General features: G+C 67.5%; 22 protein-coding genes. 13 read left to right on the plus strand and 9 right to left on the minus strand.

From position 1 onward, the window contains the following. Positions 1-31: 31 nt before the first annotated feature. The 7 genes from EG854_RS01255 to EG854_RS01285 all read left to right on the plus strand — a co-directional run bounded on the left by EG854_RS01255 (position 32) and on the right by EG854_RS01285 (position 6,086). Positions 32-256 carry a DUF6489 family protein gene (locus tag EG854_RS01255; RefSeq protein ID WP_123285922.1) on the plus strand — a complete coding sequence of 75 codons (225 nt, stop codon included), beginning with the start codon at positions 32-34 and terminating at the stop codon, positions 254-256. 7 nt (positions 257-263) lie between these two features. Then, the gene (mnmE, locus tag EG854_RS01260; protein WP_123285923.1) at positions 264-1,580 is read left to right on the plus strand and encodes a tRNA uridine-5-carboxymethylaminomethyl(34) synthesis GTPase MnmE; all 1,317 of its coding nucleotides are present in this window, start codon (positions 264-266) and stop codon (positions 1,578-1,580) included. Between the two features lie 62 nt (positions 1,581-1,642). After that, positions 1,643-3,499, plus strand: a complete 1,857-nt coding sequence (mnmG, locus tag EG854_RS01265; RefSeq protein WP_241153076.1) for a tRNA uridine-5-carboxymethylaminomethyl(34) synthesis enzyme MnmG — start codon at positions 1,643-1,645, stop codon at positions 3,497-3,499. 53 nt (positions 3,500-3,552) lie between these two features. Then, the gene (gene rsmG / locus EG854_RS01270; protein ID WP_123285947.1) at positions 3,553-4,128 is read left to right on the plus strand and encodes a 16S rRNA (guanine(527)-N(7))-methyltransferase RsmG; all 576 of its coding nucleotides are present in this window, start codon (positions 3,553-3,555) and stop codon (positions 4,126-4,128) included. After that, a complete protein-coding gene (locus EG854_RS01275; protein ID WP_375782295.1) occupies positions 4,112-4,936 on the plus strand; it encodes a ParA family protein in 825 nt (274 codons plus the stop codon). The genes rsmG and EG854_RS01275 overlap by 17 nt, the downstream gene beginning before the upstream one ends. Before the next feature lie 24 nt (positions 4,937-4,960). Then, entirely contained in the window at positions 4,961-5,857 is an 897-nt protein-coding gene (locus EG854_RS01280) for a ParB/RepB/Spo0J family partition protein (protein ID WP_206423360.1), read from the plus strand. 25 nt (positions 5,858-5,882) lie between these two features. Further along, entirely contained in the window at positions 5,883-6,086 is a 204-nt protein-coding gene (locus EG854_RS01285; RefSeq protein WP_123285926.1) for a hypothetical protein, read from the plus strand. A gap of 26 nt (positions 6,087-6,112) precedes the next feature. Here EG854_RS01285 and holA read toward each other — a convergent pair whose 3' ends face one another. From holA to EG854_RS01305, 4 genes are all read right to left on the minus strand, one after another. Further along, positions 6,113-7,165: a DNA polymerase III subunit delta gene (gene holA, locus EG854_RS01290; protein ID WP_123285927.1), complete on the minus strand. Its 1,053-nt coding sequence runs from the start codon at positions 7,163-7,165 to the stop codon at positions 6,113-6,115. 9 nt (positions 7,166-7,174) lie between these two features. Continuing rightward, positions 7,175-7,681, minus strand: a complete 507-nt coding sequence (gene lptE / locus EG854_RS01295; RefSeq protein WP_123285928.1) for an LPS assembly lipoprotein LptE — start codon at positions 7,679-7,681, stop codon at positions 7,175-7,177. After that, entirely contained in the window at positions 7,678-10,239 is a 2,562-nt protein-coding gene (gene leuS, locus EG854_RS01300) for a leucine--tRNA ligase (protein ID WP_123285929.1), read from the minus strand. Before leuS ends, lptE begins: the two co-directional genes overlap by 4 nt. A 118-nt stretch (positions 10,240-10,357) precedes the next feature. Beyond that, the gene (locus tag EG854_RS01305; RefSeq protein ID WP_123285930.1) at positions 10,358-10,816 is read right to left on the minus strand and encodes a DUF3576 domain-containing protein; all 459 of its coding nucleotides are present in this window, start codon (positions 10,814-10,816) and stop codon (positions 10,358-10,360) included. A 360-nt stretch (positions 10,817-11,176) separates the two neighbouring features. Between EG854_RS01305 and EG854_RS01310 the strand changes: the two genes are divergently transcribed. Continuing rightward, positions 11,177-11,623 carry an NtrZ family periplasmic regulatory protein gene (locus EG854_RS01310; RefSeq protein ID WP_221403366.1) on the plus strand — a complete coding sequence of 149 codons (447 nt, stop codon included), beginning with the start codon at positions 11,177-11,179 and terminating at the stop codon, positions 11,621-11,623. A 9-nt stretch (positions 11,624-11,632) separates the two neighbouring features. On the opposite strand, the gene EG854_RS01315 is transcribed toward EG854_RS01310, so the two are convergent. Further along, positions 11,633-12,277 carry a thiamine phosphate synthase gene (locus EG854_RS01315; RefSeq protein WP_123285931.1) on the minus strand — a complete coding sequence of 215 codons (645 nt, stop codon included), beginning with the start codon at positions 12,275-12,277 and terminating at the stop codon, positions 11,633-11,635. On the opposite strand from EG854_RS01315, the gene EG854_RS01320 reads away from it, so the two are divergent. Both EG854_RS01320 and EG854_RS01325 read left to right on the plus strand, forming a co-directional pair. Then, entirely contained in the window at positions 12,276-12,974 is a 699-nt protein-coding gene (locus tag EG854_RS01320) for a YggS family pyridoxal phosphate-dependent enzyme (RefSeq protein ID WP_123285932.1), read from the plus strand. The genes EG854_RS01315 and EG854_RS01320 overlap by 2 nt on opposite strands. A 60-nt stretch (positions 12,975-13,034) precedes the next feature. Further along, positions 13,035-13,721, plus strand: coding sequence for a response regulator transcription factor (locus EG854_RS01325; RefSeq protein ID WP_123285933.1), 687 nt, complete (start codon positions 13,035-13,037; stop codon positions 13,719-13,721). A 44-nt stretch (positions 13,722-13,765) separates the two neighbouring features. On the opposite strand, the gene EG854_RS01330 is transcribed toward EG854_RS01325, so the two are convergent. Next, the gene (locus tag EG854_RS01330; protein ID WP_123285934.1) at positions 13,766-14,644 is read right to left on the minus strand and encodes a hypothetical protein; all 879 of its coding nucleotides are present in this window, start codon (positions 14,642-14,644) and stop codon (positions 13,766-13,768) included. A gap of 104 nt (positions 14,645-14,748) precedes the next feature. On the opposite strand from EG854_RS01330, the gene EG854_RS01335 reads away from it, so the two are divergent. After that, the gene (locus EG854_RS01335; protein ID WP_123285935.1) at positions 14,749-16,155 is read left to right on the plus strand and encodes an SLC13 family permease; all 1,407 of its coding nucleotides are present in this window, start codon (positions 14,749-14,751) and stop codon (positions 16,153-16,155) included. A gap of 4 nt (positions 16,156-16,159) precedes the next feature. Here the strand turns inward: EG854_RS01335 and EG854_RS01340 are convergent, their stop codons facing one another. The 3 genes from EG854_RS01340 to EG854_RS01350 form a co-directional block, all read right to left on the minus strand. Beyond that, positions 16,160-16,957: an exodeoxyribonuclease III gene (locus EG854_RS01340; RefSeq protein ID WP_123285936.1), complete on the minus strand. Its 798-nt coding sequence runs from the start codon at positions 16,955-16,957 to the stop codon at positions 16,160-16,162. 230 nt (positions 16,958-17,187) lie between these two features. Next, positions 17,188-17,847, minus strand: a complete 660-nt coding sequence (locus tag EG854_RS01345; RefSeq protein ID WP_123285937.1) for a LolA family protein — start codon at positions 17,845-17,847, stop codon at positions 17,188-17,190. Positions 17,848-18,063: 216 nt separating this feature from the next. After that, entirely contained in the window at positions 18,064-20,418 is a 2,355-nt protein-coding gene (locus tag EG854_RS01350; RefSeq protein ID WP_123285938.1) for an FtsK/SpoIIIE family DNA translocase, read from the minus strand. A gap of 156 nt (positions 20,419-20,574) precedes the next feature. Between EG854_RS01350 and EG854_RS01355 the strand changes: the two genes are divergently transcribed. Both EG854_RS01355 and EG854_RS01360 read left to right on the plus strand, forming a co-directional pair. Beyond that, the gene (locus EG854_RS01355; protein ID WP_123285939.1) at positions 20,575-21,828 is read left to right on the plus strand and encodes a UbiH/UbiF/VisC/COQ6 family ubiquinone biosynthesis hydroxylase; all 1,254 of its coding nucleotides are present in this window, start codon (positions 20,575-20,577) and stop codon (positions 21,826-21,828) included. Between the two features lie 81 nt (positions 21,829-21,909). Continuing rightward, the coding region (locus EG854_RS01360; protein WP_164461758.1) for a transposase at positions 21,910-22,126 on the plus strand (217 nt) is incomplete at its 3' end.

A 22,126-nucleotide genomic window follows, 5' to 3' on the forward strand; every position in this document is an offset into this window, starting at 1 on the left:
GCATGTTTCACGTGAAACAGGAGGTCCCATCATGAAGATCAATGTCGAGATCGATTGCACCCCGGCCGAGGCGCGCGCCTTTTTGGGCCTGCCGGATGTGACGCCGCTCAATGAGGCCATGGTCTCGGAGATGCAGAAGCGCATGTCCGACAATCTGGCCGCCATGCAGCCCGAAGAGCTGATGAAGACCTGGACCGGCTTCGGCCTTCAAGCCCAGGAACAGTTCCGGCGCATGATGGAAGCCGCGACGAAATGAGGCCCAGGTGAGGGACACGCTCTTTGCCCTGGCCACGCCGCCGGGTCGGGGGGCGGTGGCTGTCATCCGCCTGTCGGGACCGGATTCTGATCGGGTGCTGGATGCCCTCGGGGCGGGCCGACCCACGCCGAGAGTGGCGGTCGTCCGCACCCTGCGTCATCAGGGGGCAATCCTGGATCAGGCATTGGTCCTTCGCTTCAAAGCGCCCGCCAGCTATACCGGCGAGGATGCAGCCGAACTACATTTGCATGGCGGACGGGCCGTGGTCGAGGCGGTCAGCACCGCCCTGCTTGATCTGGGTGTGAGACCCGCAGAGCCGGGCGAATTCACCCGTCGTGCCTTCGAAAATGGCAAGCTGGATCTGACCCAAGCCGAGGCCATCGCCGATCTCATTGATGCCGAAACGGCCGAACAGTCCGCCCAGGCAGTGGGCCAGTTGGGTGGCGCGCTGGCGGAGACCTATGCGGGGTTCCGCCGGGATTTGCTGACCGCCCTTTCGCTGGTCGAGGCCGAGATCGATTTTCCCGACGAGGACATTCCCGATGCGCTGGCCAGCCGGGCGGGGCCCGTGCTTGACGCGTTGATCGAGGATCTTCAGCGCGCCCTTGCAGACGGGCGACGGGGAGAGCGCATTCGCGACGGCTATCGGATCGTCCTGATCGGCGAGACCAATGCCGGCAAGTCGTCGCTGTTCAATGCCCTGGTTGAGCGGGAGGCTGCCATCGTCACGCCGATCGCCGGGACGACCCGGGATGTGCTGGACGCGGCACTCGTCATCGGAGGCTATGCGGTCACTCTGTCCGACACTGCCGGGCTGCGGGACAGTGACGACCCGGTCGAGGCCGAGGGCGTGCGTCGCGCCCGCGCCCGGGCCGAGGCGGCCGACCTGCGGCTCTGGGTGGTGGCGCCCGGCGACCCGGTCGGGCCCGCCGGTGCGCTGGTCAGGCCCGATGACCTGTGCATCCGGACAAAAGCCGACCTGGACCGCGCCGACTGGCTCGATGTGCCGGAGGGAATTGCGACGCTGACCGTGTCGCCGACCGCGGGAGAGGGGCTGGAAGCGCTGACCGACTGGCTGTCGAACCGTCTTGCAGCCGATCTCAGCGGCGGCGATTTCCCGGCCCTGACGCGCGAACGCCATCGGCTCAGGCTCGAGGAGGCCTTGGCCTCGGTGCGGGCCGGGCGTCAGGCCTTGACCGTTGCGCCCGAGATGGCCGGTGAAGATCTGCGCCGGGCTGCAGCCAGTCTCGCTCGTATCACCGGTGAGATCGGAGTCGAGGATGTGCTCGGCGAGGTCTTCGCCAGCTTCTGCATCGGCAAATAGTTTCACGTGAAACAGGCCGGGCGCGGTGGCGGAAGGGCCGCTTTTCGCCTATGTCCCCGGCCATGAACACGTTCGACGTCATCGTCATCGGGGGAGGGCATGCGGGCTGTGAGGCCGCAGCAGCCTCGGCACGTGCGGGCGCCCGCACCGTACTGCTCACCCAGCGCCTCGACACCATCGGCGAGATGAGCTGCAACCCGGCCATCGGCGGGCTGGGCAAGGGCCATCTGGTCCGCGAAATTGATGCCATGGACGGCATCATGGGGCGGCTGGCCGATGTGTCGGGCATCCAGTTCCGCATGCTGAACCGGTCGAAGGGCGCGGCCGTTCAGGGGCCCCGGTCCCAGATCGACCGTCGTCTGTATCGTGAGGCCATGCAGGCCGAACTGGCCGCGACCGCTGATCTTACCCTGATGGCGGGGACGGCCGCGCGGCTGATCGTCGAGGGCGCCCGCGTTGTGGGGATCGAGACCGAGGCGGGCGAGTCCCTGAGGGCGGCTGCCGTCGTTCTGACGACGGGCACCTTCCTGAACGGGATCATTCACCGGGGCGACCTCCGAATTCCTGCCGGTCGGCATGGCGAGGCGCCGTCCACCGGTCTGGCCGCGGACCTTCACGCCGCGGGTCTGGCGTTGGGTCGTCTCAAGACCGGCACGCCGGCGCGGCTGGATGGCCGGACGATTGCCTGGGACCGGCTGGAGATGCAGGCGGCGGACGCCGAGCCCGTACCCTTCAGCTTCCTGACCGACCGAATTACCGTGCCCCAGATCGCCTGTGGCATCACCCATACGACCGAGGAAACGCACCGGATCATCGCCGAGAATCTCGGGGAGAGCGCCGTCTATGGCGGCCATCTGTCCGGACGGGGCCCCCGCTACTGCCCGTCGATCGAGGACAAGGTTGTCCGCTTCGCCGACAAGACCAGCCACCAGATCTTCCTCGAGCCCGAGGGGCTGGACGATCCGATGGTCTATCCGAACGGGATCTCGACCTCGGTCTCGGAAGCGACCCAGGATGCCTTTCTGCGCACCATCCCGGGCCTCGAGGCGGTCGAGGTCATGCGGTACGGCTATGCGATCGAGTATGACTATGTTGATCCGCGCGAACTGCTGCCGACACTGGAGGTCAAGGCGCGGCCGGGCCTCTATCTCGCCGGCCAGATCAATGGCACGACCGGTTATGAGGAGGCTGCGGCTCAAGGGTTGATGGCTGGCCTGAATGCCGCCCGCGCGGCCGGCGGACAGGACGCTGTCATCCTTCGGCGCGATCAGGCCTATATCGGTGTGATGATCGACGATCTGGTCACACGCGGTGTGACCGAGCCTTACCGCATGTTCACCAGCCGGGCCGAATACCGGCTGAGCCTTCGCGCCGACAATGCCGACCGCCGCCTGACGCCGCTGGCCATCGAACTGGGGCTGGCCGGTGCGGACCGCACGCGGGCGTTCACGGCGAAACAGGCCGAGCTGGACGATGTTCTGACCTGGGCCAATCAGACCCGCTTCACGCCGGGCGAGGCGAAGGCGCTGGGCATTCATGTGAACGCCGACGGCCAGCGTCGGTCGGTACGGGATCTTCTGGCCCATACCGACGTGACCCTGGACCAGTTCCTGCCGGTCCGACCGGACCTCGCGGACGTGAGCCCCGTGGTGCGCGAGCAGTTGGCCATTGAGGCCCTCTATGCCGGCTATCTGGATCGCCAGTCGGCCGATGCCCAGGCGCTGCAGCGGGAGGAAGGCCTGCATCTGCCTGCTGACCTCGACTATGCCGCCATGGGTAGCCTGTCGACCGAGGTTCGGGAGAAGCTGGCCAAGGTCCGTCCCCTTACTCTGGGACAGGCGTCGCGCATTGAAGGCGTGACACCCGGCGCGCTGACGGCCCTTTTGGCCCATGTGAAGAAGCACCGGGTCGCCGCGTGACGGTTCGCACGCGCGAGGACTTTCAGGCCCGGACCGGGGCCTCGGCTGAACGCATGGCAGAGCTCGACCGCTTCCGCGATATGCTGACCGAGACCAATGCGGTGATGAATCTGGTTGGCCCGGATACCTTGCCTGACTTCTGGTCGCGCCATGCCTGGGACAGCGCGCAGCTGCTGGGGATGGTGCCTGAGGCCAATACCTGGGCTGATCTGGGTGCCGGGGCGGGCTTTCCCGGTTTGATTCTGGCCATACTGCTGAAGGACAACCCCGACGCCCATGTGTGGCTGATCGACAGCCTGGGCAAACGCTGTCGTTTCCTTTCGACCGTCGTTGAAACGCTGGAATTGCCGGCCACGGTAATCCACGGTCGCGCTGAAGAGCAGGACGATGTGGACGTCGACGCCGTCACGGCCCGGGCGCTTGCGCCGATGGAGCGGCTGCTGGGTTATGCACAGCCCTATCTGCAACGCGGTGCACAAGCCGTGTTTCTCAAGGGGGAACGGGTCGAGGAGGAGTTGCGCGAGGCGCGGAAATCCTGGCACTTCACCCATGAGCTCAGGCCGTCGCAAAGCGATCCACGCGGCCGCATCGTCCATATCGGGAGTCTGCGTCGTGTCCGTTCTGTCTGAGACCAAGCCGGGACCGCGCGTACTGGCGGTGTCGAACCAGAAGGGCGGCGTCGGCAAGACCACGACGGCCATCAATCTGGGCACGGCGCTGGCCGCCATCGGCGAGAAGGTCCTGATCGTCGACATGGACCCCCAGGGCAATGCCTCGACGGGGCTCGGCGTTTCACGTGAAACACGGCGCGTCACCATCTATGACGTCGTGACCGATGGTAGGGCCGTGGCCGAGGCGGCAGTGGAAACGGCCGTCCCCGGCCTGCATATCATCCCGTCCGATCCGGACATGTCGGGCGTTGAGATCGAGCTCAGTCAGGCAGACAGGCGTTCGTTCCGGCTGCGGGATGCGCTTCTGGCGCACGGGCGCGTGGGTCAGACGCAGTATGACTATGTGCTGATCGACTGCCCGCCCTCGCTGAACCTGTTGACCTTGAACGCCATGGCGGCCGCGGATGCGGTTCTGGTGCCCCTGCAGTGCGAATTCTTTGCGCTGGAGGGCCTGACCCAGCTGATGAAGACCATTGAGATGGTCCGTCAGAGTCTCAATCCCCGGCTGGAGATTCAAGGGCTGGTCCTGACCATGTATGACAAACGCAACGCCCTGTCGGGCCAGGTGGCCAATGATGTCCGGGCCCATTTCGGCGACAAGGTCTATGATGCGGTCATTCCGAGGAATGTGCGGGTGTCGGAGGCGCCGTCCTTCGGCAAGCCGGCGCTGATCTATGATCTGAAGTGCGCGGGCAGTCAGGCCTATCTGAAATTGGCCCGTGAAGTGGTCAAACGTGAACGCTCCCGTCGTTTGGCGGCAGCGTAAGGTACTGAACAGAAAGATAGAGTCGTGTCTGAACGTCAAAGAGGTCTGGGGCGCGGTCTGTCGGCCCTGCTGGGCGAAAGCGTCGGGGAACAGCCGGTGGCCGTGTCGGGCGAGGGCGCGCCTGCGGGCGTACGCATGCTGCCGATCGAGCTGCTGAGCCCCAATCCGGATCAGCCGCGCAAGCAATTCACCCCGACGGACCTCGAGGAACTGACCGTCTCGATCCGCGATCGCGGCGTGCTTCAGCCCATTCTGGTGCGCGTCTGGCCGGGCGAGACGGACCGATGGCAGATCATCGCCGGAGAGCGGCGCTGGCGCGCGGCCCAGGCCGCTCGCCTGACCACTGTGCCGGTGATCGAGCGCCAGATGGACGATGTCGAGGTGCTCGAGGTCGCCATCATCGAGAACGTCCAGCGGGCCGACCTCAACCCGATGGAAGAGGCCAATGCCTATGCCCAGCTGATGGAGCGGTTCGGTCGCACCCAGGACGCCGTCGCCGGTGTGGTCGGCAAGAGCCGCAGTCATGTGGCCAACACCCTGCGCCTGCTGCAGCTGCCGGCACCGGTGCGCGAGCATGTCATGGCTGGCCGGCTAAGCGCCGGACATGCCCGGGCCCTGATCACGGCGGCGGATCCCGTGGCGCTGGCCGAAGAGGTTCTCGCCAAGGGGCTGAACGTCCGCCAGACCGAGATTCTGGCGCGTCAGGCGACAGAGGGCGTCCGGCCGGTCCGGCCGTCCCAGCGGGGCGGCGCCGCCAACAGTGAGGCCTCGGCCGACATCGAGGCCCTGCAGCAGGATCTGGCCGACGCCCTGGGCATGAAGGTCGAGCTGTCGGATCGGAACGGCAAGGGCGAGCTGATCCTGCGCTACGCCAGCCTCGAACAGCTGGACGAGCTGTGCCGTCGATTGATGCGCCTTTGATCCGCGGCCGTGCTAGGGTGACCGCATGACCGACGCGCCCCACGATCCCGGCAAAAGCAACCCGACCGCTGATGCCATGAAGCGGGCCCTGGCCGCCAAGAAGGCCGGTAGCAGTGGTGCGTCGACCTCCGGCGGCTTCAAGCCGGGCCAGCACGAAGAGAAGAAGGTCGCGCGACAGAGCGCAGCGGCCAACAAGCCGGCCTTCCGCAAGGCGTCGAAGCGAGGCTAACTCGCTGCATTATAAGCGTATTTTAGCTACAGGCCCAGCCTGCGGGCCCGGGCAGAGATTTCCAGAAACAGGCGCTCGGTGATCAGCCGGTCGGGCAGGCCCGTGGTCTTGGTACGCACCTCGGCCAGCGCCACGGCCTCGGTCACCTCCTGCAGGTCGCGGGGGGACCAGACCTTCACCTGTCGCAGGATTTCGGCCTCCTGTTTCCAGAAGACGCCCGCGGCCTTGGCGGCCTCACGCGCGCCCTGACCCGAGGCGATGGCCGCCGATATGCGCCGCAACCGTCCCAGATGCTGGCCCGCCGCGCGGACGGCGGCCACCGCCGCCTCGCCCTCGGCAAAGGCCCGGCGCAAGCCCCCCTGACAGGCCGCCGCCCTGCCGCCAAAGGCCTGCTGGGCCGCATCCTGAAACGACGCCTGCGGCTCGACCCCCAGGTGGGCTTCCAGCTCGGCCTCATCGATCTGACGGCCGGATCCCGGGCCGATATAGAGGATCAGCCGCTCCAGCTCCTGACGCATCAGGCCGCGTTCTCGCGGTAGGCGGGCCACGAACCGGTCCAGCGCCTCGCGAGTCAGTCCGACATTGTCGGCCTGCAGGGCCTCGCGCGTCATCCGCGCCACATCGCCCGTCTCGTCCTCATAGCAGACGATGCCCACGGCCCCTGACTGGCTCTCGGCCGCGCGACGCAGCGCTGAATCCCGGCCCAGATTGCCCGCCTCGATCACCCAGACGGCGTCGGCATTGAACTGGCCGTCGGCGTGGCCCTTCAGCACCGCCGCCAGCGCCTTTTCCTGAGGGACGCGCTCGCCGCCGAGGCGCAGTCGCACCAGACGCCGCCCGCCCATCATCGACAGGGCTGACAGGGCATTCTCAAGCCGGCCGTCGTCCGCCTCGACATCGGTCTCGGTCAGCAGGGAGACGTTGAAGGGGTCGTTGAGGTCCGGGGTCACGGTCTTGCACAGCCGTTCGGCCCGTTCACCCACGCCCGAGCGGTCGCGCCCGTGGATCAGGACCACCCGCACTGACGGGTCGGGGGACTTGAGAAAGCGCTCGATCTCCGGAGCCTTGGAGAGCTGCATGGCCCCGGATCAGGGGCGGGCCGGGGCGGTCGGGCCCACGGCATGGAACAGGGCCCGACGGATCCGCTGGGCGAGGGCCTCGGCCGCGCGCTCTTCGGCGTCTTCCTGGGCGGCGATCGCGGCATAGGGCTGGTCCGAGACCGCATAGGTGACCGTGACCGTCTCGTTTCCCGCCAGAGCCTCGCCCCCCGACAGCGGAGTCAGCGTCCACTGACCAATCAGGGTCATCTCATAGCGGGCGGCGGTGTCGTCGATCCGGCGGCCCAGCGGCCTGCGGGACGGATCAAGCGTCACGTCCAAACGCCATTCGGGCGCGAGGGCCCGATCATACAGCAGGGCATCTTCCAGCCGTTCGCGCAGCCGGTAGCCCAGCCGGGTGTCCGGGGTTTCAACGGCGACGCGCGACAGGCCTGCGGTGGTCGCCTCCCCATACAGGGGGGTGAAGCCGCAGGCCGAAACGACCAGCATCAAGGCCGCAGCCCCGCTCAGCCACAGGTCGCGCAGGCCGGCGGTCATCCCGCCACCAGATTGACGATGCGATCAGGCACCACGATCACCTTTCTGACCGACAGACCATTGGCCTCAAGGTAGGCGCGCACAGCCGGATTGGCCAGCGCCTCGGCCTCGACGGCCTTGGGATCGGCCCCGCGCGGCATGACGATCTCGCCCCGTCGCTTGCCGCCGATCTGGACGGGCAGGGTCAGCTCGTCATCAGCCGCCAGCGCCGGCTCCCACTGGGGCCAGGGGGCGTCCAGGACCATGCCGTCCTCTCCCAGCGCCGCCCAGCATTCCTCGGCCAGGTGGGGCGTAAAGGGTGCGATCAGACGGGCAAAGGCCGACAGGGCCTCACGCCGCGCCGCGCCGCCGGCGCTTGCATGGGCGCGCAGGGTCGACAGGAAGCCATACAGTTTCGCGATGGCCGAGTTGAAGCGGAAGCCCTCGACGCCTTCGGTCACCGCCTTGATCGCCTTGTGCGTCTCGCGGCGTAGCGCCAGATCGATCTCCGGCTGATCGGGGGCGCCGGCGTCAAAGCCGTCGAACTCGGCCCAGACGCGCTGGACGAAGCGGCTGGCGCCCTCCAGACCGCCGGTGGTCCACTGCATATCGCGTTCAGGCGGGCTGTCGGACAGGACGAACAGACGCCCGGCATCGACGCCGTGACTGTCGAGGATTTCCTGCGGCGCCACGACATTTTTCTTCGACTTGGACATCTTCTCGATGTCGCCGATGGTCAGCGGCTCGCCGGTCGAAAGGCGGGTGGCGACGCGCTTGCCGTCTACGGTCTCAAGGCGGACGTCGGTCGGCTCGACCCAGGCACCGGCCCCGGTGCGATAGGTCTCGTGAACCACCATCCCTTGCGTGAACAGGCCGGCGAAGGGCTCCCTGACCGACATCATCCCCGCATCCGACAGGGCCCGGCTGATGAAGCGGGCATACAGCAGGTGCAGGACCGCGTGCTCGACCCCGCCGATATACTGGTCGACGGGCAGCCAGTGGTCGGCGGCGGCCGTATTGATCGGTGCATTGGCCTTCGGATCGGTGAAGCGGGCGAAATACCAGCTGGAATCGACGAAGGTGTCGAGCGTGTCGGTCTCGCGCACGGCCTCGGCGTCGCAGGACGGACAGCGGACGTGTTTCCACGTCGGGTGGCGATCCAGCGGGTTGCCCGGCTTGTCGAAGGTCACGTCCTCGGGCAGCACCACCGGCAGCTGGTCGACCGGCACCGGCACGGCGCCGCAGGACGCGCAATGGATCACCGGGATCGGACAGCCCCAGTAGCGCTGGCGGCTGACACCCCAGTCACGAAGGCGGTACAGGGTCTTGCCTTCGCCACTCCCGGCCGCCTCGACCTGGGCAATCACCTCGGCCTTGGCGTCGGCGATGGCCTTGCCGTTCAGGAAGTCCGAATTGAACAGGGTTCCGGGGCCGGTGTAGGCCTCTCCCTCCACGTCGAAGTCGTCGCCCGCGCCCTCAGGCCGCACCACGGGCAGCACCGGCAGGTCGTATCTGCGGGCAAACTCCAGATCCCGCTGATCGTGGGCCGGGCAGGCGAAGATGGCGCCCGTGCCGTATTCCGACAGGATGAAGTTGGCGATCCAAACCGGGATATCCTCGCCGGTGAAGGGGTGACGGACCTTCAGGCCCGTATCGCGACCGATCTTTTCGGCCTGTTCGATCTCGGCCTCGGACGTGCCGCCCCGGCGGCATTCGGCGACGAATTCCGCCACGGCAGGGTCCGCCTCGGCGAGCTGTTTCGACAACGGATGGTCGGGGGCCAGACCCAGGAAGGAGGCGCCGAACAGGGTGTCGGGCCGGGTGGTGTAGATCTCGATGCCGCCCTCGAACCCCTTGGGCGGCGTGCCGGAAAAGGCCCAGGTCATCTGCAGGCCGCTGGACCGTCCGATCCAGTTCTCCTGCATGGTCCGCACCTTGTCGGGCCAGCGGTCCAGCGTCTTCAGCCCGTCGATCAGGTCGTCGGCATAGTCGGTGATCCGCAGGAACCACTGGTTCAGCTTGCGCTTTTCGACCACCGCGCCCGAGCGCCAGCCGCGCCCGTCGATCACCTGCTCATTGGCCAGAACCGTATTGTCGACCGGATCCCAGTTGACGACCGAATCCTTGCGATAGACCAGACCCCGCTTCAGCAGTTCCAGGAACCAGGCCTGCTGCTTGCCGTAATAGGTCGGGTCACAGGTGGCGAACTCGCGCGACCAGTCCAGCGACAGACCCAGCAGCTTCAGCTGGTCGCGCATGGTCGCGATATTGGACCAGGTCCATTCACCGGGGTGGACGCCGCGCTCCATGGCAGCATTTTCGGCCGGCATGCCGAACGCATCCCAGCCCATGGGGTGCAGCACGTCAAAGCCCCGGGCCCGTTTGAAGCGGGCCACCACATCGCCCATCACATAGTTGCGCGCATGGCCCATGTGGATGTTGCCCGACGGATAGGGAAACATCTCGAGCACATAGTATTTCGGCTTGCCGGTCGGCGTGACCGGGGTGGTGAAGGCGTCAGCCGCGTGCCAGCGATCCTGCTGGCGGGGCTCGGCGGTCTTGGGGTCGTAACGGGCCACGCGAAAGAGGGCTCCTTGAACGAGCCCGGCGCGGGCCGGGCCCGGATGCGTCGGTCGGGAGAGACGAAGCCCGTTCGGGGCCCGTCAGATCAGATGCAGGGGCCAGCGCCCCTCACGGTCAGCGGGCGTCGGCGAGGTTGAGCTGGCGCGCCCGCGTCAGAATGGCGTTCTCGAGGTCCGTTTCGGTCTGCGGGTCGACCGGGGCGGCCGTCCACTGGCCGTCGGCGCCGCGCACCTGCTTGACCACCGCCACGTTCAGGGCATCGGCCCGAAGTCGGGTGTCGAGGATGAAGACGGTCGCCTTGAATCGCTCGTTCGGGGCGGCCGGGTCCGAATACCAGTCATAATTGATCACGCCACCCCAGGGGTCGGCGTTCGTCAGAGGCATGAAGCTCAGCGTGTCCAGCGAGGCGCGCCACAGATAGGCGTTCACGCCGATCCCCACGGCCGGGGCGTTGGAGGTCGCTGCGTCGCGCGAACCGCCGATGATCGGGATCGAGCTACATCCGGCCAGGGCCAGGCTCGATGCCATCAGGACCAATGCTGCGCCGCGAACCACAGCCGACTGGGTGGCCATTCAGGACTCTCCGTTCAGATTCAACCTCATCGCTCCCGGATAGAAGCGCATGCGTCGCCCCGGATCGCACCGACCCGGAACTGTCCGTCCTATAGCACGAGGAAAAGGGGCAAAGACAAGGCAAAGCCGCATCTGCGGCCCGGAGGGCGGGACTCGCCAGCCGGGACATGGCGACATGTTCGGAATTCGCGTGACGCTTGCGCCACACGACAGAACGGAGTCGCGATGCGCGCAACCCTTGGCGCGGGTTTGCATTGACCGTCCATGCGGCCAGTGTCTTAGTTTCAAGCTGTAATGCGCCGGGGTCGGCTTTTGCCGGTCACTGACGCCAACCAGAGTCGCAGGCTCAAAGGGCAGGACATGCGCCAGACGCGCACAGGACAGGTCAAGGCACAGCGCGCCCGCACGGGCGTGACCCTCAGCCTTTCGCTCGCCCTGGTGCTCGGGGGAGCGGCCCTGACTCTCACGCCTGCGACGGCTGAAGCCCAGACCCGCCCGACACCCCGGGCCCAGACGCCAAGCGTGTCGCTCAGCGACGCCGATCGCGCGGCCCGCACTGGCCAACGCCGCGGACTGCGCGTGAACGAGAGCGGCCGCTGGGGCCTGGACTTCAATCTCAGCCCGCCTGTCGGTCGCGAAGCCGAGTGGGGCGATGTGGAAGCCGGCGCCTATTACCGCGTCAATCCCAGCCTGCGCGTCGGCGCCTCGGCCGGGCTGGCGGTCGCTGATCCCGACCCGGCCCGGGTCCGCGAATCTGACGCCCGCGCCCAGCCGCGCGTTCGCCTCGAGAGCATTTTCCGCTTCTGAGTGCGCAGTTCAGACTGCGCTGAACGCCTTCACCACACCGTCAATCGCCGCCAGCCCGCACAGACCGGTGTCCGCCAGTGCGGGCGCCGTCTCCGACGTGATCCCACCGAGGCCATAGGTCGGCAATGGCAGCCGCGCGACCCGACGGGCGACCTCCGCGATCCCCAACGGGTCCCGATCCGCGCTCGCGCCCCCCGCCCGAAACACGGGTGACAGGATGACGGCGTCCAGCGCCTCGCTCTCGGGCACAGCGGCATCCCTATGCAGGGCGCCGCTTATGATCCACGTCGGATGACGAGACCGCAGCGCCCCGGCCTGTTCCAGATCGCGTTCGGGCAGGTGCACGCCGTCCGCCTCAATGACCTCGGCCAGTTCGGCGTCCTGACCGATCAGCAGCCGTACCCCCCGGTCGGTCGTCACACGTCGCAAATGCCGCGCCTCCTCTGCCATTTCGGGTCGGCCAAAGCCGCGATAGACCACCCCGGCCCCCCGGGGCAGGCGCACGGCGATCTCCCAGGCCCGGGGCGTGCGAACCGGGTCGGTAAAGAACAGCAGGGGCGGCAGGGAGGCGACACCCGGGCTGACAGCCGCCGCCGCCCGGTTTAGAGCCTGTGCCGTCTGCCAGAGCTGGTTTTCGTCCGGATCGCCCGTCATGTCCTCCTCATCGCCTGTCTCCGTCCCCGCGTCCATCGCCGAGCGTCTGGCCGACGCACGGGCGCGGATCGACGCTACGGCCCGCGACGCCGGGCGCGATCCGGACGCCGTCACCCTTGTCGCCGTGACCAAGACCCAGCCGTGGGGGCGGGTGAAGGCCATCCTTGACGCCGGGCAGGCCGTATTCGGCGAGAACCGGGTGCAGGAGGCGGACAGTCGCTGGGGCGCGCCCGAGGCTGCAGGCCATTCTGTAGAACTGCGGCTGATCGGTCCGTTGCAGACCAACAAGGCCGAGGCGGCCCTGGCCCGCTTTGACATCATCGAGACCCTGGACCGCGAGCGTCTGGCCGAGGCGCTGGCGCGGGCCGCCGACAAGCTGGGCAAGCGGCCGCGCGTGCTGATTCAGGTCAATACCGGTGAGGAACCCCAGAAGGCGGGTCTTGCGCCGCGCGACGCCGACGTCTTCATCGCCCGGGCGCGCGAGGTGCACGGTCTGGCGGTCGAGGGTCTGATGGCCATTCCTCCGGTCGAGGAGGCCGCAGGTCCTCATTTCGCTCTGCTGGCCAAAATCGCCCGACGGAATGAGCTGCCGGTCCTGTCCATGGGCATGAGCGGCGATTTCGAGACTGCCATCCGCTTTGGCGCCACCCATGTGCGGCTGGGCACGGCCCTGTTCGGGGCCCGCGATGCCGACTGAGAGACCGGAAAACGCAGGCCTGCCCTTGGCGTAGGGCCCGACGCTCGCCATTGTCATTATATGCCCACGTCCAAGACCCTGTTGATCATCGACGACGACGACGACCTGCGCGAGGCGCTCGCCGAACAGCTGGCCCTGCACGAGGAGTTCGTGCCCCGTCAGGCCGCCAATGCCACCGACGGCATCCGCATGGGCCGCGACTCACGGATCGATCTGATTTTGCTGGATGTTGACCTGCCGGACATGGACGGGCGCGAGGCCTGTCGCCTGTTGCGCAAGGCCGGGGTGTCTACCCCCATCATCATGCTGACCGGCCAGACCTCGGACTCCGATACGGTTCTCGGGCTGGACGCAGGGGCGAATGACTATGTGGCCAAGCCGTTCCGGTTTGCCGTGCTGCTGGCCCGCATCCGCGCCCATCTGCGAAGCCACGAACAATCCGAGGACGCCGTTTTCCGGATCGGCCCCTATGAATTTCGTCCGGCCGCCAAGACCCTGTCAGCCCCCGAGGGCCGCAAGATCCGGCTGACGGAGAAGGAAACCAATATCCTGAAATACCTCTATCGCGCCGGGGCCAAGGCCGTGTCGCGCGAGGAACTGCTGACCGAGGTCTGGGGCTATAACGCCGGGGTCACCACCCACACGCTCGAGACCCACATCTATCGCCTGCGCCAGAAGATCGAGCCCGAACCGGGTCAGGCCCGTATCCTGGTCACCGACCAGGGCGGCTACCGTCTCCAGCCCTAGGATTGCCAGCGTCCGGATTTGTCATCCCGGAAGCGCCGCAGGCCCTATCCGGGACGCCACTCGCTGAGCACGGTGCCGGAACTGCCATCCTCAAAGGCGACGCGGTCCAGCTGGACGGCGGCGATACAGACCGGGCGCTGGTCGATGCTGGCGGCGCGACAGCGAATGGCTCGGCCGTCGGGGAAGCTGGCGAACCGGCCCTCCAGCACGACCCGATAGCCCATGGGCGCGGGGACGGGCGCGCGGTCATCTTCGCCCCGCAGGGTAAAGCGATAGGCCTGTCCGTCGCGGCGGCCCAGACGCGAACTGTTGGTCTCATGGACCGAAGCCAGACCGACCGTCTGGGGGTCCGCCTGTCCGGTCCCACCCCCCAGCGGGTCGCGGTCGATCCGTTGCGGGCAGGTCTCGCTGCCCAGCCAGGGGCGGCTGAGCCAGAACCCCTCGACCGCTTCCCAGCGGTCGCCGGCGCCCGAACTGGTGATCAGGGCTGTGTCTGACCAGTCGTCCGGCGTCAGCGACAGGCGCAGCGTTTCATTCTCCGGGCCCCAGGCCAAGGTCGGCACCCCGGCGTCGGGGGAGCGGGCCGTGCCCTCAGCATCGGCAGGCGTGGCCAAGGCTGCCGGCTTCGGACGCCCGCAGCCGAACGGCAGGCGGATGGCAAAGGTGCGGCCGACCAGCGGGTCTGGTCCGCTGACGGTCGTGCCGATGGCATAGGCCGAACCGGCCCGTGATATGGCGCCCAGAAAGGCCGACCGGTCGAGCGTGGTCGGGGTCGCAATCTCAGGCTCGGGCACCGGCGTCTCGACGATCGGTTCCGCGTCCACGGGCTGTTCGCGCGGTTCGCGATCGCACTGGGCCAGACCCACGGCCATCACGGATGCCATCGCCAGACGGGCGACAGGCAGATCGCGGATCGATTTCATCGTGTCATTCCCAAGCATCCCAAATCTTTAGCACAGTCTGCCTTCAAGACGAATTTCCGTGACCTGTATTGACGCCAGCTTCAGGGGCGCGTCTTCAGGGACGGATGACTCTCGATCAGATCATAGCCCTTGGCGTCCTGGTGACCGTGGTCGGCGTGCTTATCCACGGACGGGTGCGCGCGGATGTCGTGGCCCTGGCCGGGGCGGCGGTGCTGCTGCTTCTGGGTGTGGTGCGGCCCGTCGAAGTGCAGGCGGCCTTTGCCAGCCCGGCCGTCATCGCCCTCGCCTCGCTGTTCGTCATCGCCTACGCCATTGAGCTATCCGGCCTGCTCGGTCTGCTGATCCGTCAGGCAACCAAGCTGTGCGCGCACCTGGGCGAGGCAGGGCTGTGGATCGTCATGATGTTGTGCGGCGCGGCGTCGGCCCTTCTGAACAACACGCCGATCGTGGTGCTGGCGGCGCCGGTCATCAAGGACGTGGCCGAAACACTAAATCGCTCGCCGAAGCGGTTCCTCATTCCGCTCAGCTACATCAGCATCATGGGTGGCTCCTGCACCCTGATCGGCACCTCGACCAATCTGCTGGTCAATGACATGGCCAGAAACGTCGGACAGCCGGTCTTCACCCTGTTCGAGATCACGCCGGTGGGTCTGGCCATCGCCGTCTGTGGCGCGCTCTGGCTGTATTTCGTGGGCGCCCGCCAGTTGGGACGCGCGGTTGCCGACGATGAGGCCGAGGCCCTGCGCCGCAAGCGCGCCGAGGAGGCCCGGATCGAGGCCGAGACCCAGCGAGCGGCGCGGCGCTTTCGCCTGCCGTTCAACCTGCCGCGTGTTGGCGAGCCCCGTCCGTTGGACAACGGGTCTGGCGACGCCCAGCTGGGGGACCTCAAGCTCTATGCGGCCGCCGATCGGCCATTCGATTTCAAACGGGCCATGGTGTCGCTGAGCATCTTCGTGGCGGTCGTGCTGGCCGCCGGCATGGGCTGGATTCCGATCGCCGCAGCGGCCTTTGGTGGCGCGGTGGCGCTGATCCTGCTGCGGATCCTGACCGCCGAAGAGGCCTATTCCGGCCTGCGGCCCGACATTCTGTTGCTGATCGCGGGCATGGTCGTGCTCGGCATCGCCATTGAGGTCACCGGCCTCGGCCAGAGCGGGGCCACCCTGCTGATCGACGTCATCCGGCCGTTCGGACCGTTGGCGGCGCTGATCATCTTGTATGGCGTGACCCTGGTCGCCACCGAGCTGCTGTCCAATGCCACGGTGGCGGTGCTGATCACACCGGTGGCCGTGGCCCTTGCCGTCAGCCTGGGCGTGGATCCTCGCCCGTTCCTGGTGGCGGTCATGATGGCGGCTTCGGCGGCTTTCGCGACCCCGTTCGGTTATCAGACCAATGTGCTGGTCTATCAGCTGGGCGGCTACAGCTATATGGACTTCGTCCGCATCGGGGTGCCGCTCAATCTGATCACCTGGGTCGCGGCCATGGTCGCCATCCCGATCTTCTTCCCGTTCTGACGCCCTAGACGTCCAGGTCGACACTGACCGGCGCGTGGTCGCTGGGGCGCTCCCAGGCCCGCACCGGCTCGTGGATGCGCGCCGAGCCGGGAACCACGGCCGGGGTCAGCCCGGGCGAGGTCCAGATGTGGTCCAGCCTCAGCCCCCGATTCGACTTGCGGAAGTCCTGGGCCCGGTAGCTCCACCAGCTGGCCAGTTTTTCAGGATCGGGGAAGGCGTCGCGGATCACATCGCTGAAGCGCCCGGCCTGCTGCAGCCGGGTCAGGGTCTCGATCTCGACCGGGGTGTGGCTGACGATCTTCAGCATGTAGCGGTGGTTCCAGACGTCGAATTCCCCCGGGGCGATGTTGAAATCGCCGGCCAGAAGCAACCGGGCGTCCGGGTCCCGACGCTCGATGTGGGCCGTCAGCCGCTCGTAGAAATCCATCTTGTGATCGAATTTCGGATTGAGGGCGCGGTCGGGCAGGTCGCCGCCCGCGGGAATGTAGAAATTCTGGATCTCGACGCCCTTGACCGTCGCCGACACGCAGCGCGCATGCCCTTCGCGGCAAAGGCCGAGATTCGGTGCTTCCTCCAGCGGCAGGCGACTGGCGATGGCCACCCCGTGCCAGCCCTTCTGGCCCCCGATCTTCAGATGCGGCAGGCCCATGTCTTCAAAGGCGCGCACCGGGAACTGGTCGTCGGTGCATTTGATCTCCTGCAGCAGCAGGACGTCTGTGCCGCTTTCGCTCACATAGCGGGCGACCTGGTCGATGCGCAGTCGGACGGAGTTGATGTTCCAGGTGGTCAGGCGAAGGGTCATGCGCCCGGCTTAGCAGGGGTTTGTGAGCCCGCGCAAAAAAACGCCCGGCCGCAAGACCGGGCGCTTTCAGAGGTGTCTCTGCCGCAGGGAGGGGGATGACATCCGTAGCGGTCAAATGGCTGCTGCCAGCCTGTTGTCATTATGCAACGTCAAATCGAAAACGTCAAACGCCCGTTGTAGCCCCGCTTTCTGTTGCGGTTCCGACACGGATCGTCCGTCAGGCGTATGCGTCAACGATTGCGTCCGGGGCGGCGGGTCGGGTCGCGCAGCTGGAACAGGCTGTTCGACAGGCCGCCCGCAGGCCGCAGCGTGGTCAGCTGGGTGCGGGTCCGCGCGCCCTGGGCATCGACCACCGTCCACTCCTGCAGCCGCATCGGATCGCCGGCAAAGGCCAGGGTGACTGAACCGTCGTTCGGGCGGCGGGAATCGCGTGCGACCAGCGCAAAGGCTCCGGACTCCCGACGCACGACCCGGTCGATCCGCACGCCCTGGTCCAGCCGGACCTCGCGTGACAGGAAGGTCGACAGAGGTGTCTCGCTCAGCGGCACCTGACGGAACACCTCGAGGCGCGGGTCATAGCGCATGACATTGTTGCCGTCCGAGACGACCAGCAGGCCCTCGGGGTTGGTGTACTCAAAGCGCATCTTGCCGGGGCGCTGCAGCCAGAACCGGCCGGTCCGGCGCTGGCCACCCGCGCCCGTCTCGACAAACTCGCCCTGGGCCGAGGTCAGGCCGCGCAGATAGGTCTGGGCGCGGGCCACCACGGCTTGATCGGCGGCCGACAGGCCCGCCTGGGCCATGACCGAGGGCGCACTGACCAGCAGGCCGGTCACCCCCAGGGCGGCACCGAGGCCGAAATCGCGGCGGGACAGGATGTGAGGCGTCGTCATGAAATCATCCTTGAAAGTGAAGTGGATCGAGGCTCAAGCATCCCCGGTCCACAAGGCGCGGTCATGGCTCCAGCCTGACCATATTCCGGCGCTGCGATGAAGCCCCGTTCATCGGAAACGGACCCGGCACCGCACCGGCCCGGAACAACGCGCGCCGCCTCTGCCGGTTCATCCCTCAAGCAGCGAGCGACCGCGTCGCGAGCGTTAGGGCCACTCCTAAAGAGGCGGCGGTCCGGCCAGCACGTCGCGCTTGCCGGCATGGTTGGCGGGGCTGACCACGCCTTCCTGCTCCATGCGCTCGATCAGGGTGGCGGCGCGGTTATAGCCGATCTGCAGGCGACGCTGGACGTAGGAGGTCGAGGCCTTGCGGTCGCGGGTGACCACAGCCACCGCCCGGTCATAGAGGTCATCCCCGGTCCCACCTCCGTCGTCGCCCCCGTCGCCGCCGTCGCCGTCCGGCTCATCGGTGATCAGGTCCAGATAGTCGGGCGCGCCCTGGGCCCGCAGGTGGGCACAGACTTCCTCGACCTCGCGGTCGGTCACGAACGGGCCGTGCAGCCGGGTGATGCGGCCGCCGCCGGCCATATAGAGCATATCGCCCTGGCCCAGCAGCTGCTCGCCGCCCTGTTCGCCGAGGATGGTGCGGCTGTCGATCTTGGAGGTGACCTGGAAAGAAATCCGGGTCGGGAAGTTCGCCTTGATCGTGCCGGTGATCACATCGACCGACGGGCGCTGCGTCGCCATGATCAGGTGAATGCCCGCCGCGCGGGCCATCTGGGCCAGACGCTGGACCGCGCCCTCGACGTCCTTGCCGGCCACCAGCATCAGATCGGCCATCTCGTCCATGACCACGACCAGATAGGGCATGGGTTCGGGCCGGATCTTCTCGGATTCATAGACCGGGCGGCCCTGGTCGTCGAAGCCGGTCTGGACGGTGCGCTCGAAATGCTCGCCCTTGGCCTGGGCTTCCTTGGCGCGCGCGTTATAGCCGGCGATGTTGCGCACCCCCAGCTTGGACATGCGGCGATAGCGGTCCTCCATCTCGCGGACCGTCCACTTCAGCGCCACGACCGCCTTCTTCGGGTCGGTCACCACCGGGCTGAGCAGGTGGGGAATGCCGTCATAGACGCTGAGCTCCAGCATCTTGGGGTCGATCATGATGAAGCGGCATTCGTCGGGGCTGAGGCGGTACAGGATCGACAGGATCATGGCATTGACCCCCACCGACTTGCCCGAACCGGTGGTGCCCGCGATCAGCAGGTGCGGCATGCGCGCCAGATCGGCGACATAGGGCTCGCCGCCGATGGTCTCGCCCAGCGCCAGCGGCAACAGGTGGGCGGGCTTGTCATATTCGCCCGAGGCCAGAAGGTCGCGCAGATAGACGGTTTCGCGCTTGGCATTGGGCAGTTCGATGCCGATGGCATTGCGTCCCTGCACCACACTGATGCGACAGGCGCGGGCCGACATGGAGCGGGCAATGTCGTCGCTCAGTGCCACCACGCGTCCATGCTTGACCCCCGGGGCGGGCACCAGTTCGTACAGCGTGACGACCGGGCCCGGCCGGATCTGGTCGATGGTGCCGCGCACGCCGAACTCCTGCAGCACTTCTTCCAGCAGGCGGGCGTTCTGCTTCAGCGCGGCCTCGTCGACGGCGCCAACGCGTTTTTCCGGCTTGGCCAGTGTGGCCAGCGACGGCAGGTCAAAGGCGCCCGGCGGTCGCACGAAATCAAAGGTCCGCTGGTCGACATCGGCGTCCTTGCGGGCGGCACGGGTCGCCTTGGTCGGGGCGACGCGCGGCTCGGATACGTCGGTCGTGCGGGCCGCAGCGGGCGCGGGCTCACGCACCGGGGCGGCCTCGGGATCGACCGGTTTGGGGCGGGGCGGGGCGCGTCGCACGGGCTTGGCGCGGGCCGTCTCGGCGGGCGTAGCCGCGCGTGTGCGGGCCCGACCCCGGATCCAGTCCAGCCCGTCGCTCAGATCGGCCGGACGCAGGCCTAGGGCATGGCCCAATGCCGTCAGGGCTCCGCCCAGAAACATCAGGCCCAGCATCATGCTGACGATCCAGCTGTTGCCCGGCAGGCCCAGCGCATTCAGTCCGGCGACAATCACCCCGCTGAACCCGTCGCCCGACAGGCCGCCCATGCCGGTCACCAGCGGCCAGATCGCCGGCGGCGTCGGCGTCGACAGGGCGGCAGCCAGCGCCAGCACGCCCAGCGTCGCGGTCAGGCTGCGCATCGGCGTCACCACCAGCCGATGACGCAGGGTGTCGCCCACGGCCATGGCCAGGCCGAAAGCGAGCAGCAGCAGGGCGGCCGGCCAGGCCGCCAGACCCAGACCCTGCATGAACAGATCAGCGATCACCGCCCCCTGCTCGCCCAGCCAGTTGGTCGGGGCATGGGTCGAGGCGGCATTCCAGCTGGGATCGTTGCGGTTCCACGAGATCAGGGCGATCAGCAGCAGCACCGACAGCAGGGCCTGCAGCATGCCGCGAAAGCGCACGATCGCCGGCGCCTGCCAGACGATGCGGGCGCTCAGCCAGATCCGGTGACTGATGGCGAGGGCAGCGGACATGGGCGGGTAGACCCCTAGCGAACGAAACAGCGACGAAACACCGACAGGGTGGCAGAGGGAGGGTTAAGGGGCTGTTTACCTCGCCACGGATCGGACCCTCTTTCGGGGGCCTTTCGCCGCACTGGACGTAGGCGGGCGAGAGCGCGACAAGGGGTCATGAGTGATATCGCCTACACAGATGTTCTGATTGCGGGCGCGGGCCTGGCCGGGGCCAGTCTGGCGCTGGCCCTGTCGCGCGAAGGGTTCGAGGTGACGCTGGTGGATCCCCAGCCGTTCGAGGCCCAGCTGGCACCAACATTCGACGGGCGATCGACCGCCATCGCCTTTTCCACCTACCGGATGCTCCACACCCTCGGTCTGGGTCAGGATCTGGCGCCCCACGCCTGCCGCATGGACCGGATTCTGGTGACCGACGGGCGCCGGCCCGGCGCCTCGGCCAAAGCGCCTGACCCGGCCTATCTCCGCTTCGACGCCGATGAGATCGGCGACGCCACAGGCGGCGAACCGCTGGGCTATATGATCGAGAACCGCCGCCTGCGCGTGGCGCTGGCCCGCGCCCTGGGCGAAACCGATGTGACAATACGGGCGCCGGTGGGGGTAAGCGGGGTCGAAACGGGGCTGGGCCGATCGACCGTCACCCTCAGCGACGGCTCACAGGTGCGGGCTGCCCTGGTGGTCGGGGCGGAAGGGCGCCGTTCCGTGGTGCGCGACGCGGCCGGGATCGGCGTCATCCGACAGGCCTATGGCCAGAGCGGTGTCGTCGCCACCGTGCGTCTGGCCGCCCCGCATGAGGGCGTGGCCCATGAATATTTCCTGCCGGGCGGGCCGTTTGCCATCCTGCCCCTCACCGATCAGCGCGCCAGTCTGGTCTGGACCGAACCGACCCGGGCGGCCGAGGCCCTGCGCGGCGCATCGGACGCCGCCTTCCTGTCCCACCTGAACCGGCGGTTCGGGGATTTCCTCGGGACAGCCCGGCCCGAAGGTCCGCGCTTCGTCTATCCACTGGACCTCAGCCTGGCCACGGCCATGGTCGCGCCGCGCATCGCTCTGATCGGCGACGCCGCCCATGGCGTCCACCCGGTCGCGGGGCAGGGCCTGAACATGGGGCTGAAGGATGTGGCCGCCCTGACCGAGGTGCTGGCCGACGCGCGGCTGCTGGGTGAGGATATCGGCGCCGAGCCCGTGCTGGACCGCTATGCCCAGTGGCGGCGCTTTGACACGGTCGCCCTGACGCTGGCCTTTGACGCCTTTGTCCGGCTGTTCTCGAACGATATCGCCCCGGTCCGGGCCGTGCGTGACCTCGGCATGGCCGCCGTCAACCGCATCGCGCCCCTGCGCCGGGCCTTCATGCACGAAGCGGGCGGCGCCACAGGCGACCTGCCAAAACTCCTGCGGGGTGAGCCGGTCTAGGTCCAATCGACATTCAGGGATTCACTTGGGCCTGAATGCGTGATTCATAGGTCTCCGCTTTGACGGAGGTCTGTGATGGGTGTGAAGCGGTACGAACTGGATGAGGCGCAGTGGGCTCGGATCGAGCCGCTGCTCCCGGGGAAGACGTCGGATCCCGGGCGGACGGGGTCAGACAACCGCCTGTTCGTGAACGGCGTGCTGTGGGTGCTGCGTTCCGGCGCTCACTGGCAGGACCTTCCCGAGCGCTACGGCAAGTGGAAGACGGCGCACAAGCGTTTCAGCCGTTGGGCCGCAGCGG

The sequence above is a fragment of the Brevundimonas halotolerans genome, assembly GCF_003730275.1.
In the GTDB taxonomy this organism is placed as follows: domain Bacteria; phylum Pseudomonadota; class Alphaproteobacteria; order Caulobacterales; family Caulobacteraceae; genus Brevundimonas; species Brevundimonas halotolerans.